General features: G+C 47.6%; 10 protein-coding genes. 4 read left to right on the top strand and 6 right to left on the bottom strand.

Annotated features, from left to right (window positions below):
• Positions 1–140: 140 nt before the first annotated feature.
• Together lptD and AADH33_RS03960 are read left to right on the top strand one after the other, a co-directional pair.
• Entirely contained in the window at positions 141–3398 is a 3258-nt protein-coding gene (gene lptD, locus AADH33_RS03965; RefSeq protein ID WP_348549631.1) for an LPS-assembly protein LptD, read from the top strand.
• A 174-nt stretch (positions 3399–3572) separates the two neighbouring features.
• The gene (locus AADH33_RS03960; protein ID WP_348549630.1) at positions 3573–4958 is read left to right on the top strand and encodes a peptidylprolyl isomerase; all 1386 of its coding nucleotides are present in this window, start codon (positions 3573–3575) and stop codon (positions 4956–4958) included.
• Between the two features lie 70 nt (positions 4959–5028).
• On the opposite strand, the gene AADH33_RS03955 is transcribed toward AADH33_RS03960, so the two are convergent.
• The 6 genes from AADH33_RS03955 to AADH33_RS03930 all read right to left on the bottom strand — a co-directional run bounded on the left by AADH33_RS03955 (position 5029) and on the right by AADH33_RS03930 (position 11206).
• Positions 5029–6105, bottom strand: coding sequence for an RNA-guided endonuclease InsQ/TnpB family protein (locus AADH33_RS03955; protein ID WP_348549629.1), 1077 nt, complete (start codon positions 6103–6105; stop codon positions 5029–5031).
• A gap of 124 nt (positions 6106–6229) precedes the next feature.
• Positions 6230–6970, bottom strand: a complete 741-nt coding sequence (locus AADH33_RS03950) for a MauE/DoxX family redox-associated membrane protein (protein WP_348549628.1) — start codon at positions 6968–6970, stop codon at positions 6230–6232.
• A gap of 106 nt (positions 6971–7076) precedes the next feature.
• On the bottom strand, positions 7077–7550 hold the full coding sequence (locus AADH33_RS03945; RefSeq protein ID WP_348549627.1) for a DUF305 domain-containing protein: 474 nt from the start codon (positions 7548–7550) through the stop codon (positions 7077–7079).
• 215 nt (positions 7551–7765) lie between these two features.
• Positions 7766–8683, bottom strand: coding sequence for a copper resistance protein B (locus AADH33_RS03940; protein ID WP_348549626.1), 918 nt, complete (start codon positions 8681–8683; stop codon positions 7766–7768).
• A gap of 163 nt (positions 8684–8846) precedes the next feature.
• Positions 8847–10550, bottom strand: a complete 1704-nt coding sequence (locus AADH33_RS03935) for a copper resistance system multicopper oxidase (RefSeq protein WP_348549625.1) — start codon at positions 10548–10550, stop codon at positions 8847–8849.
• Positions 10551–10606: 56 nt separating this feature from the next.
• A complete protein-coding gene (locus tag AADH33_RS03930) occupies positions 10607–11206 on the bottom strand; it encodes a DUF411 domain-containing protein (protein WP_348549624.1) in 600 nt (199 codons plus the stop codon).
• Positions 11207–11457: 251 nt separating this feature from the next.
• Here AADH33_RS03930 and AADH33_RS03925 point away from each other — a divergent pair, with 251 nt between their 5' ends.
• Positions 11458–12168, top strand: a complete 711-nt coding sequence (locus AADH33_RS03925; RefSeq protein WP_348549947.1) for a heavy metal response regulator transcription factor — start codon at positions 11458–11460, stop codon at positions 12166–12168.
• Positions 12165–13646, top strand: coding sequence for an ATP-binding protein (locus AADH33_RS03920; protein ID WP_348549623.1), 1482 nt, complete (start codon positions 12165–12167; stop codon positions 13644–13646). Before AADH33_RS03925 ends, AADH33_RS03920 begins: the two co-directional genes overlap by 4 nt.
• Positions 13647–13742 lie beyond the last annotated feature (96 nt).

The raw sequence follows: 13742 nt of genomic DNA, 5'->3' as shown, positions 1-13742 counted from the left end.
TATGTAAAACCGCCTGACTGTTGACATCATTTAGCATAATAAGGTGAATCTGTCAGCGCTGATGTATGACAGTACCTAAAAGATACGGCCACTCAATTACGTATCGCAATCTAACCGGCTCTGCAATCATAGGTGTGCCCTTGCTATATTCTTCGCTCTACCAAAGCATTCGTTTGATCTTATTTGGCGCGTTAGGTTTATCGAGCCTTGCGGTCAATGCCGCACTCAGCGAGGCAGAACCACAGACACAAACGACCAAGCCACTGTCTGCGGATAGCGCGCACCGTCCTGCTTATCTGGCAGCGAATCAGTCTGCCAGTCGCGCGGCAAAGGACACCCACCATGCTTTTGACCAAGATATCCGTTATCCTCAAAGCGCTCTTACGCCCAGCGCAAAAAATCCGACTGTAAACAATACCCGTGCAAAAAATGCCCATACATCGAGCGATAGCGACAGTACGCCAAGCCCGTCACTGGGGGCAACAGCGTTCAATAACGACGGCAATAGCAATGACGACAGTAGCGTCTCAGGCTCTGCCTTGCCGCCAGCATTTGTGCCAGCCCCTGCGATACCCGACACGCTCGATGCGCAGTATGGCGGCGTTACATTTTTTGATGAGCCTACCGGCACCATTAATACCGACAATACCTCCATGCAAACGCCTGAGCAAGCGGTCAGCACTCTAGATATCGATACCACAGCCACTATGGCTCACCATGCCAATCCTGAGGTTGATACCAGTAACAGTGTCCATAACAACGCTGGCGCTGATACCTACAACGATAATAATAACAACACTGATATCCCTAACAGCGACGAGAGTATTCAAGACAGCCTCAAACGGTTGGCTGATTTTTATGAGCTTACACCTGAGACTGAAACAGCGACACCAAACACCAATAGCAGCATGAGTCTGCCAGACGATGAGACAAACGCGCTACCAGAGGCGCTCATGCCGAGTGCACAAACCATTCCAAAGGTTGGCCGCAATCTAGAGCTGCTGCCTAGAGCAATCGATAGTGCCCAGCGCTGTGAGGGTCAATGGGTCTATCCTAAACGCAACCCCAATTATCAGCGGGCAGTCAATGAAGCAGGCGGCATCAATGGACAAACCGCGCCGAATGTCAGTGAGGTACCAAACCAGCAAGCGCCGCTATTTTCAGAGTCAGACTACGGCTATTATGACAACGTCGACTATGCTGAGCTATCAGGCAATGTCATTATCAACCAAGGCACCCAGCATATCGAAGCTGACAAAGTATTGCTGGATTTAGGCAGCGGTGTGGCGGCAGCGCAAGGCAAAGTCATGTTTACGGACAAGGCAACTGGCAGGCGATCAGCGCAGCGCAAGGCAAACCAAACCCAAGTCAATTTGACAGACAAAGCGACGCAAGGCGGCCTCATCGGGGTGGCAGATAGCCTCAATTACAACACCGAAACAGGCCAGTCCACTGCCAAAGACGTGGCGTTCGCCAGTGTCGAGTTACAGGCTCACGGCTATGCCAAGCAGCTAAACAGACCCAATGAGACGCAGTATGAGCTCGATGAGGTGATGTTTAGCACCTGCCCACCGACCAATCGCAAATGGCAATTTGACGCCAAAAGCATCGATTTAGATACCGACACCGGTCGCGGCGAGGCATATAACACGACTTTTCGTGTCGCCGATGTGCCCGTATTTTACTTGCCTTATTTTAACTTTCCGATCGACAGTCGGCGTAGCAGCGGGTTTTTGTTACCCAGCGCCAGTGTCAGTAGTGAAAACGGCTTAGAAGTTGATGTGCCTTATTATTTTAACTTAGCGCCCAACTATGATGCCACGCTCAACACGCACATCTATACCGATCGCAACCCTATGCTATCAGGTGAGTTTCGTTATTTGACCGAAAACTACGGCGAAGGTATCTTTAATGGCTCTTATTTGCCAAGCGACCGAGAGTATGGTGATGAAGATCGCAGTAGCTTTTTTTATGATCATGCATGGTCTTCTAAGAGCATTCCGCGGTTGAGCGGCGATGCCAAATACAGCTACGTGTCAGACTCAGATTATCTCGATGATTTTGATACGCTTGGCTTATCTGATAGTACGGTAAACTTACCAAGACGGGCGCGCCTAAACTACTATAACGACTATGTCAGCGGCGAGCTAAAAGTTGAGACTTTTCAGACGCTCGATGCGTTCAATGGTGATGGCGAGGCGTTGCAAGATAAGGAAAAACCGTATTCACGCTTACCGCAGCTAAGCGTAAACTATCGCCTGCCCACCGCTAATAATTTTGATATAACTGGCGTCCATGACTCCGCTTATTTCAAAAAATCCATCGATGATGGCTCAGAAAACGAAAAAAGCGGCACACGTCTTTATAATAAAATCAGCGCCGTCTACCCTATCGAAAGCTCATGGGGCTATGTCAAACCCAAGCTCAGCCTCCAGCACCTGTATACGTCTTATGACGAAGACAGCTTGGCAGACAATCAGCTGAGTAAAGAAGATGGGAGCCAGTCAGTCTTTGTACCGCAGGCCAGTATCGACGCTGGACTGAACTTCTATCAAGCAGGCTCACCATTTGGCGCGTTTGATGAGACCATGGGCGGTTACCGTTTGCTCAGCCCGCGCTTAAAGTACACTTACTCGCCATACAAAGATCAAAACGATATCCCAAACTTCAACACCCGTATCGCCTCTATCAACTATGAACAGCTATTTTCTGACAGTTGGTTTTTAGGTCACGATCGTCTGCAAGATTTGCACGCCATCACACCGGGTATAAATTATCGTTACATCGATGCAACGGGTGTGACACGTTTTGATGGTAGCATTGCAGAGCAGTTTTATATCGACAATGGACGCGTAACCTTAGAGAATGAGCAGCCAGTCTTTACCTATTCGTCTTCAGGAATGGTGTGGAATACCAGTACGCAGCCTTATAACAACTTTTGGGTCGATGTCAGCGGCGCTTTGACCAATGACTATGACCTAAATTATGTGACCACTGAGCTGCGTTATCAGCCATCGGACAATAGTTTGTTTAACGTCGGGTTTGTCAAGCGTCAGCGTGACGAAAACACCGATCAGCTGCCATTGTCTGCCTTTACCGCCTCCGCCATTTTTCCTATCAACAATAATTGGCGAGTATTGGCACAGGGTCAATACGATTATAACCGTGATAAAATGCTCGACTCTTTAGTCGGTGTCGATTACGAAGACTGCTGTTTTGGTTTTGCAGTTTATGGTCGTCGTTACTATAATGACCTCAATGTAAAGGACGAGCCAACCCAAGCGGTGATGGCTGAGATTAGACTAAATGGTTTGGGCAGTGGTAGCAGCCGTTTGACCCGCCTGCTCTCTGATAAAATCTTAGGTTTTGAGCCTGTACAAAACGCTTGGAAAGACTAAGACATGATAGGTACTATGTGACGCAGCAATGATACTGTGGGGCAATGGTACCGATATTTATAACCCTGTATTTTTAGGCTTTTAGGGACAACCCTGTCTATTATTTGATTATTAAGTGTATTGGGTAGAGTTAACCGACTACCATCCGATGCGATGACATTGATGAGGAGCATCATGAGATTTTTTTCTGTACGTCAGACCAGCCGCGCGGTACTGCTATCTATGGGTGCCAGCCTTGCGCTCACTTTGGGTGCTCAAGCGGCAACCGTCAAGCCTGCGAGCGCCCAAGCTGCTGATCCAACCAGCACCAGTCGTTTAACACCAGCAAACAGTACCGACGGCATCATCGCTTTGGTCAATGAAAACGCTATCTTAAAAAGCGAATTGGTTGAGGCCATCCAGCAAACTCAGGCACGCGCCCAAGCCGCGGGCGAACCGATAGCCAACTCAGCACAGCTACAGTCTGAAGTACTAAACGCCCTTATCTTGCGTGAGTTGCAATTATCCATGGTCCAGCGTATCGGTCTAAACCCTGATGAAGCCGCTATCAATCAACGTCTTGGCCAAATCGCACAGGCGGAAGGTCTGAGTAGTGTATCAGCACTACAGCAGCGTCTAGATGCTGCCCAAGCTGGTAGCTATGCTGCTCTGCGCGCGCAACTGATCGAAGACGCCGCTATTCAGGCATTGCAGCAGCGCCAAATCAGTAGCCGCGTACGCATTAGTGAGCAAGACATTGATGCGTTTTTGGCCTCACCTGAAGCCAAACGTCTAAACCAAAGTGAATACCAAACCATTCATGTGCGCGTGCCTTATATGGACGACTATAGCCGCCTATCCGAGGCGCAGCGCGAAGAAGCGCTAAAAGTCGCTCAAGCCCTACGTACGCGCCTGCTTACGCCAAATGTCGATGTCACAGAGGCCATCGCCGCCAGTCAAGGCAGCTACCCCATCCCGCTTCAAGGTGGCGACATGGGCTTTCATAGAGCAGCATCTCTACCGACAGAGCTATCTAGCGAGATTACCAAACTCGATGTGGGCGCCGTCAGTGCACCGCTTATCACACCAGAGGGTATCGACATCATTAAACTGGCTGACAAAAAAGCCAGTGATACCATGCTAGTACCGCAGTGGCATACTCGTCATATCCTCGTCAAAGTCGATGAGCTACAGACAGACGCCCTCGCCGAACAAAAAATCAATGACTTATACGAGCAGCTACGCAGTGGCGCTGACTTTGCAAGCTTGGCCTCGACCTACTCAGATGATCCAGGCTCTGCCGGACGTGGTGGCGATTTGGACTGGATTAGTGAAGGCGATATGATAGGCCCATTTGAAGCCATGATGAAAAACACCACCGTGGGCGACTACTCTGCTCCTTTTAAAACGCAATTTGGCTGGCATATCCTGCAAGTCGAAGGCAAGCGTCAGCATGACGTCAGCGACGAATATCGCCGCAATATGGCACGTCAAGCCCTGTATCAACGCCTAGCGCCGCAAGCAAAAGAAGACTGGCTCCAAGAGCTACGCGCGGGCGCTTATATCCAAGTGCTTGGCTAAGTGCCTATCGGTATATAAGCATAAGCTGTCGTTTGACTTCCTCTCCGCCCTAAAGGAACAGGGATTCCTACTAAAGACGGCCAAGCCCGACCGCGAGAATGTTTTTTGCTCCATTAACATCTCTGCTATGGGTCGTTTTACAAGAACGACAAAACCATACTCTTATACCAAGACCTGATCTACCTTTCGGACTGTCTTGGCGAGAGCCGCAACACGAGCAGGTTTGGGTGGTGTACGCTTCATTGACTTCGATATAGTGGCAACCTGCGTTCGCGCATTTGTAGTCCAGTTGCCGCTTAACCTCAAACCAACCCGCGTCATAGACGGATTTGGCCAGTTTGGAGGAAGTGAATGATGTTGATTTTATTTTACCAACAACGATTAAGTTGTTGGCTTTGATAAGCTTTGATGTGAATTTATGAATTAAATCCTGGCGGGTATTTTTAATCTTGGCGTGTATCGCCTTAACTCGCTTTTTGTTTTTAGCACGTTGGGCGATGGCCAGTTTTTCGGCGTATTGATGGGTGACTTTGATTTGTAACTGATCACCATCACTACTGACCGCTGAATCCTTACAGCCTAGATCAATACCAACTTGGCCAGTGCCACACTTAGTCTTTGGAAATTCTTTAACGGTGACACAGGCATACCAGTGACCACGATTGTCTTGTACCAATTCGCAAGTGTTGATGTTGTAGAGCGAGAGGTTATAGCTATCCCATAGGTCTATTGTGAGCTTTTGACGGTTAGCTAAGCTAAATTGCAGGGTGCTTTTTAGAGACTTTTTACCGCTTTGGCGCGTACTGATATGCTTAATCGCGGTCTTTTTAAAGGGAATCCAGCCCAAGCTTCTTCTCTTGGCCTTTGGGTTATTGGTGCGCCAGCTGAGTTTGGCTTTTTTAAACTGTTTACGGGATTTAGCGTGAACCTCACTAATCGCTTGCAAGGTTTGGCTGTGCAGATTTAAATACTCGCCACTACCTTTGGTATAAGCGGCCAAGTCATAAGCTGAAAAGAATTTGCCAGTGCGCTGTAAATGTTTAAAACTGAGCTCATTGACGTAATTCCAGACAAAATTAACCGCTCCAGCCAAGATATTGAGCTGAGTGGCGTGTTTGTCTTTGATGCGTAGCTTGAGCGTTTTCATGGAATAATTATGATCTCAATGCAGTTGGGTATCAAGGTATTCGCAATATTGTACGACAATGACTGACGCCTTATATCCACGCCCTAGAAGGATGTGAATATAAGGCGCTGGTTGATAAACACGATTATAAAAACCTAACCAGCATATAAATCCCCATAGCGACCATCATGATGTTTTCGGTCAAAGACACAAAGCCAAGCGGTACATTTGAGTTACCGCCCACGCAAGCACACTTAAGCTCACGCTTGTCTATATAGACTGCTTTGAACACCGAGACGCCATTGATACCACCGATAACTATCGCAACGACAGCCGCTATGATACTCAGCCATGCCACACCTGCTAGCATGGCAATACCGACAAAAGCCTCGGCGAAGGGATAAACATACGCATAGCGCACGACTTTGCGTGCCAATAAATCATAGCCCAAAAACTGATTGGTAAAGCTTTCTAAATCTTGTAGCTTTTGAATGGCAAGCACAATCATCGATAAGGCGATAAACCAGATAAGCGTTTGTATCGTCAATAGCGTACCGCTCACGCCCCAAGTCAGCGAAAGGCTGGCCAGCGCGGTGGTGGCAAATATGGCAATCACTGGCGTGTAGCTAAAGCCCTCCTTTTGAGCAACCTTTTTACCAAAGTAGGCTTGCAGGTCATCATAGCCACCTACGCGCTCGCCATTAATAAGTATTTGCGGGGTGGTAGTGACATTGAATTTCTCTTTGACCGCTTGCGTCTCAGCATCATTGGTTAAAGGTTTGTCCTCAATCTCATAGCCTTTACGCTGTAACAAATCGAGCGCCTTTAGCCCAAAGGGGCAAACGTGATCGGCTTTTACCATACGGTAGACGGTTGCTGTTTTCATGCTCAATACTCCCTTTACTTTATCCTCACCGATAGCTCAGTGTGCAAACGTTGTAGTCAGTACGAATATGGACACATCAGCGGTCAAACCTGCTGCCTTTGCTCGACTACTCTAGCTCTTTTATCAGCTGCTGCATCTCACCGATTTCGCGCTTTTGCGCTTTGATGATGTCATCGGCAAGCTGGCGCACGCGCGGGTCATCGATATCGGCGCGCTCACTGGTCAAAATAGCAATAGAATGGTGAGGAATCATCGCTTGCATCCAGTCGACTTGATCGACGGTTTGCTGTGAGCGCACGCCCCAAAGACCAAAGGCAAATAGCACGACACTAAGACCATAAATCATAAGATTCACCTTGGTCTTTTTGTACATATTACCCATAAAGGCAAGCATAATGACTGCCATCATTGCGCCCATATATAGCGCCATATAGGCACGCGTTTCACTAAAATAAACGTGATCCCATTGATAAGTATTAAAGTACATCATGATGTACATGACGATAGTCGAGGTCAGAATCATCAGACCAAATTTGACGTAAGGATTCATTTTTTGTTTATTGTTCATATCACTATTCATGTGATTATTCCTTTTTTTATATTTATATTGTTAAGCCAATTTAAAATTGATCTATAGTTATTTAATAAAACTATTAATATACTTATTAAATTTAGCTAAATAAGAATTTAACAAAAAAGCTTTTGCTAAAAGGTGCTTGTTTAGTCGGTATCACGTTAGTAATAGTATCAAGGTTCATACTAACCTTAGTCTTAGCACTCTAAATAATTAGACATTTAGAACCAAAGCTCCACCCCTGCGGTGATGCTACTCGTGTCAACATCTTCGTTGTTTTGGCGACGTAAGTCTCTCGCATCTCCTAACGCTGTCTCATAGCTAAAGCCCACATAAGGGGACAGCTGACGACTGAGCATCTCATAAGTGAGCCGAACTTCAGTTTCTAACTCATTAAAGCCTTTGGTAATGTTATTGTCAGTATCATCCTTGCTAAATACCGTTAACTCAGCTTCAGGTATCACCACCCAATGCTGGTCTAAGCGCCATTCATACTCTGCACCAAGATCAAGCTGGACTTGACCGTCGGTATAAACATAGGCTCTAGCATCAGTCTCAATAAAGTAAGGCGCCGTGCCGGTAATACCAGCCATCAGTGCTGATTTGTCGTTTTCGGTATTATAAGCGGCGCCAACTTCGCCATTCCAAAATATACTGAGCGGCTGCCAATAAGCCAGCGAGCTTAGACTATCGATGGCTTTATCGTCTTTGGTCGCAGCGTGGCCTTCAGTACGCAACCTTACCCGATGACTATCGTCACCATACCAACCTTCGAGCTCAAAGTTGACAGCGTCCTCTTCAAACTGATAGCCCAAATCATCTACCGATATGCCCCAAGTCGGCAGGCTACCCATCATCACCGGCTTACCATACTCGCCATAGCCCATGCCGTTTGAATAATCAGGACTACGCGCATCAGCTGGCGGCTCACCGCCTTGCATACCAGACATATCCATATCGCCATGATCCATATCCGCCATATCATCTGTCATATCCATACCGCTATGGTTCATATTCGACATGTGCATGCTGCTGTGCTCCATATCTGACATGTTCATTTCGGCTGCTACTAAGGGTGACGCTAGCAATGCGAATGATGACACGCCGATGAATGGCAGACTTTTTTTAATGGTTTTCATAATGAGCCTCATATAGTCTATTTATTTTGAAAAAATACAGTGAGGCTGCTAGAAATTTTTGCAGCCTCTGTCTGCGTAGGCACAGCACGCAAGAAAATTTTTATCAGCCTCACGCCATGACTCTTACCTGTATATTCTTCAGATAAATTAAATTCCACCATTTCTATACAACAGCAACTTCTCTAAACATACCTGCTTCCATGTGATAGAGCAGATGGCAATGCCAAGCCCAGCGTCCCGCCTCGCCCGTCACATCAAAACTCACCTTTTGCGCAGGATGCACCAAGATAGTATGTTTACGGACTTGAAAGTCACCACTAGGCGCGCGCAAATCACTCCACATACCGTGCAGATGCATTGGGTGACTCATCATGGTGTCATTGACTAAAGTAATGCGCACGCGCTCACCCGGCCTAATATTGACAGGCGGCGCATCCTTAAACATGATGCCATCGAGCGCCCAGATATAGCGCTCCATGTTGCCTGTTAGATGAATCTCAATCTCACGCGTGGGTGTGCGCTGCTCGCTCATGATCTCATTGCCAACAGAACGCAGCTGGCTATACGTCAGCACCTCTCTGTCGATGTTACGCAGATTAATCCCAGGATCATTGAGATTCATCCGCGGACTATCGACGCGCATATCGGTCTTAAAGTCATACTCGGTCTTGGCATGGTGTGCGTCATAACCCTTGTCGCCCATCGCCCCCATCATATCGGCCATGGTGAGCCACTCGATACCATCCATCTGAGGCGTGGCAGCGCGAGCGCCTTTTTTAGTGGCTAAAGTTGCGGTCACATAATCGGTGCGATCGATGTTTTGCGCAAAGATAGTATGCGCGTCCTTAGTTGGCGTGACGATGACATCATAAGTCTCAGCGACGCCAATGCGAAAGTCATCGACCTCGACAGGCGCAACATCATTACCGTCAGCACCGACGACTTTTATCTTAAGACCCGGAATACGCACATCAAATATCGTCTGCGCAGAAGCATTGATAAAACGCAGCTTGACCGGCTGCCCTGCTTTGACCAGCTGCGCCCAATTAGCGGCAGTGGTTTTACCGTTAATCAGATAAGTAAAGGTTTTCTCACCCGATAAATCACTAAAATCAGTCGGCATCATACGCATCTGATTCCACATCTTGCGCTTATCAAAGGCCGCCTCTACATCGGTGGCAGCGATATCAGATAATAGTTTTTTAAAGTCTGGTAGATGATAGTTATCAAAGTCAGCGCGCTGCTTGAGTAGTTTCAGCAGAGTAGTAGGATCACGGTGCGTCCAATCACTGAGCAAAATCACATGATCCTCTGCCACCGGATAACGCTCAGCGGCTTTTGGCTCGATGACGATCGCGCCGCGCATACCCGTTTGCTCCTGAAAGCCTGTATGCGAGTGATACCAGTAAGTCCCTGATTGCTTAAGTTTAAATTTATAAGTAAAGGTACTGTTGGCAGGGATGCCATCGAAACTAACCCCCGGCACGCCGTCCATCTCGAATGGCACGAGCAGACCATGCCAATGAATAGAGGTCGGCTCATTCATCTGATTGTGCACGCGAATGATGACCGTATCGCCCTCTTGCATCTTCAGCGTTGGCGCAGGTAGTGAGTCATTAATCAGCGTCGCTATACTGGATTTTCCATTAACGATAACGGGCTTTTTGCTGATATACAGATCGAACTCATCACCCGACAAGATAGGCACTTGATGATCGGGTCTATCGCTGTTAATAACCGCCTTGTTTTGCGAGCCCGCAAGCGCACTATTTGCCATCGTTGGCAGGCCAGATAACATGGATGCCCCTACTAAGGCAGAGGAGCCTGTCAAAAAATGACGGCGGTTGAGCGTATTTTTATTATTCATAAGATGACTCGTAATAAGGAATTAATAAATACTAAAATCTCTAAAAACGCTTCAAATTATAGTTGCTGCTGCGGCGATTCAATCTGTGCATAAACCGTGCTGCTACCGTCTTTGTTAATTTGCATGATTTGATACGGATCAAATCTGTTTTGATACTCCATACCTGGACTGCCCATAGGCATACCCGGCACCGCAAGGCCGATAGCATCGGCAGGCGGATTAGCTAAAAACTGCGCCACATACTTGGCTGGTACATGACCTTCAAACACATAGCCATCACTCGTCACCGCAGTATGACAAGAGCGCATATTGTCAGGCACGCCGTAGCGCTGTTTAAACACCGCCAAGTCGCTGACATCTTGCCCGTCTGCCGTCATACCATGTTCCTCGGCATGACCGATCCATTCTTTACAGCAGCCACAATTGGCATCTTTGTAGACGGTGGCCGAGACGTTTTGTAAAATGGTGGATGACGGCTGCATGTCTGATGCCTTTGTATTTGACGCTGGGCTTATAGCCTCTGCTGGTACTTGCGTGCTCGCCGTCGTTTGCTTATCAGCCGCATCGACATCTGGCTGACTACAAGCCATCAGCCCAACGCTCGCCGTCAATAAAACAACGCCGCCCAACCACTTATGGTCTGTATTAAACATCATGCTTTTATCCTTTTTTATCCCATTGCCTTGTATCAGATAATACTGTAGAGCGGGCGGCCTTTCACTAAGTCAACAGCCGTTATAAATGCGGCGGCCGATACCGTCCATAGTTTATATATTAGCGACCCCATTCTGACCGGCAGATGACGTGCAGATGACAATCCTGTCATCTTTGCCACCATCGATGTTCATAGCAGACAGAATCCTTTAGTATGGCCTTATGCTATGAACCTAATCTGCGAGGTGGGATGATGAAGGTATTATTGGTAGAAGATGAGATCAAACTTGGCGAGTATATAAAAAAAGGACTAACAGAAGCGGGGTTTGTCGTTGAGCATCATACAACGGGTCTAGATGGCTATCATGCGCTCATGACCGATGAGTATAGCGTGGTGCTGATGGATGTCATGTTGCCTGATATCAGCGGCTTTGAGCTGATACGCAATTATCGCGCTGCCGGTAAGCAGACGCCTGTGCTGTTTTTGACCGCAAAAGACGAGTTGAGCGATCGAGTCAAAGGCATCGAGATCGGCGGCGATGATTATCTGACCAAACCTTTTGCCTTCGCCGAGCTGATCGTGCGTATAAAAAGCCTCTTGCGCCGCGCCAATCAAGCAGACTATAACAGCACGATATTACAGATAGCAGACCTACAGATGGATATCGCCAAGCGCACTGTGCATAGAGGCGATACAGCCATTAAGCTGACGGCCAAAGAGTTTGCTTTGTTGCAGTTTATGCTTGAGCGCCGAGGTGAGGTGCTCCCACGCTCTGTCATCGCCTCACAAGTATGGGACATGAATTTTGATAGTGATACCAATGTCATCGATGTTGCCATCAGACGCCTACGGCTCAAAATCGATGATGACTATGAGACCAAGCTTATTCATACCGTGCGCGGTATGGGATATCGCTTAGATGCGGCAGATACTGCCATAGCAGAGACGGATAACGCGCGATGAAATACCGCTTTGATAATCGGCGCTTACCACTATTATGGCGTACGATTTTTTTATTGACGATTTTTGTCGTCATCTCCCAAATCGTCATTTATATTTGGGTACAACGCTCGGTCAGCGGCCACTTTGAGCAAATGGACTCAGAGATCATCACACATGCTGCCTTTAATTTGCGCAAACGTGCCGATTATTTTAATGAACGCACGACGGCGACTTTGCCATTGTCCTCTACGCCTTCAGCGCCACTTTATCCTGATGACCTGCACGCCTCATGGTCAGACTATAATCTAAAAATCCTAGTGACTGACAGACAAGGGCATCAACTGTCCAGTGCGCCAAGTGGCTTTGCCCATGAGCTGCCAGCGGACTTTGACCTTTGGTCATTATGGCAAACGCATCACGAGCAGCAATTTGTCACCAAAATCAATGACCGAAACTACCGCGCGGTGCTCATCAAAGACGAGCAGATCCTGGCCTTGATTGCCTTACCAATCGATGTCCATCATCAGTACCTTTTACAGTTCAATCGTCAGCTAAGCCTGATTTTACTGGCAATTACGTTGTTACTGGTTTCTGTTGCGGCCTTGAGCGTCTATTGGGGATTTGCGCCTTTATCCACCATTGTACAAAAGATGCAAGGCATCAATCCAGAGCGCTTGGATGAAAGAGTGAGCGTCAGTGACATGCCGCGCGAGCTACGGCCTTTGGCCGAGTCTTACAACCTCATGATGAGTAAACTTGAGAGTAATTTTGCTTCATTACTGCGGTTTTCGGACAATATCGCCCACGAGCTGCGCACACCGCTAGCCACCCTTGGTACGCAAACCCAAGTCATGCTGAGTAAGACCCGAGATACTGAAGAGTACATCGAGCAGCTACACCATCAGCACGACACACTCCAGCAACTATCAAGCCTCATCAATAATATGCTGCTGCTTGCCAAAACTCAAAAAGGGCTACATGACTCACAGCTTGCGCCAGTGAATACAGAGGAGTTGATCATAAAACTGCTGGATTATTTTGAGCTGATAGCCGAAGACCGCCGCTTACTCTTTAAAAAAACAGGCAGTTTTGAGGTAGTATTGGGCGATGAAGGTCTGCTACAAAGACTGTTTGCCAACCTTATGTCAAACGCCATACATTACGCCGCCAGTGACAGCGTTATTAGCGTCGACGCTGCCATCGAAGACCCATCGCAGCTGCAACCTATCAAACCCTCTAACATCAGTACAGCTCATCGGTCAGCGCTCATCATTACCATTACCAATCGCATGGCGCAGCCTGTCAGTCAAGTAGACGCAAACAAGCTGTTCGAGCGCTTTCATCGTCATCATACCACTACCAACATGCATGCTGGATCGGGGCTGGGGCTATCTATCGTACAAGCCATCACCCAAGCTCATGACGGTACTGTCAGCATTCGCATCAGAGATCATGAGTACTTTGCCGTGAGTGTTAAGCTGTATCTGGCGCAAGTATAGTGGAGTCCAAATACACCAGCTATGGATACCTGTCTTCTACCAACAGATCTTCTACCAACAGATTTTGCAGACACAAAAAAACCCCAAACAATCTAA

This window comes from Psychrobacter sp. KFRI-CH2-11 (assembly GCF_038239325.1).
Classification (GTDB): Bacteria; Pseudomonadota; Gammaproteobacteria; order Pseudomonadales; family Moraxellaceae; genus Psychrobacter; species Psychrobacter celer.
The sequence above is the reverse complement of the archived record's forward strand: the minus strand, read 5'-3'. Positions and strand labels throughout refer to the sequence as shown.

Bases quoted from the DNA above. Each gene is read 5' to 3' on its own strand.
- AADH33_RS03935 (WP_348549625.1), bottom strand. From the start codon at position 10,550: ATGAATAATAAAAATACGCTCAACCGCCGTCATTTTTTGACAGGCTCC.
- AADH33_RS03955 (WP_348549629.1), bottom strand. From the start codon at position 6,105: ATGAAAACGCTCAAGCTACGCATCAAAGACAAACACGCCACTCAGCTC.
- AADH33_RS03950 (WP_348549628.1), bottom strand. From the start codon at position 6,970: ATGAAAACAGCAACCGTCTACCGTATGGTAAAAGCCGATCACGTTTGC.
- AADH33_RS03945 (WP_348549627.1), bottom strand. From the start codon at position 7,550: ATGAATAGTGATATGAACAATAAACAAAAAATGAATCCTTACGTCAAA.
- AADH33_RS03940 (WP_348549626.1), bottom strand. From the start codon at position 8,683: ATGAAAACCATTAAAAAAAGTCTGCCATTCATCGGCGTGTCATCATTC.
- AADH33_RS03960 (WP_348549630.1), top strand. From the start codon at position 3,573: ATGAGATTTTTTTCTGTACGTCAGACCAGCCGCGCGGTACTGCTATCT.
- AADH33_RS03920 (WP_348549623.1), top strand. From the start codon at position 12,165: ATGAAATACCGCTTTGATAATCGGCGCTTACCACTATTATGGCGTACG.
- AADH33_RS03930 (WP_348549624.1), bottom strand. From the start codon at position 11,206: ATGATGTTTAATACAGACCATAAGTGGTTGGGCGGCGTTGTTTTATTG.
- AADH33_RS03925 (WP_348549947.1), top strand. From the start codon at position 11,458: ATGAAGGTATTATTGGTAGAAGATGAGATCAAACTTGGCGAGTATATA.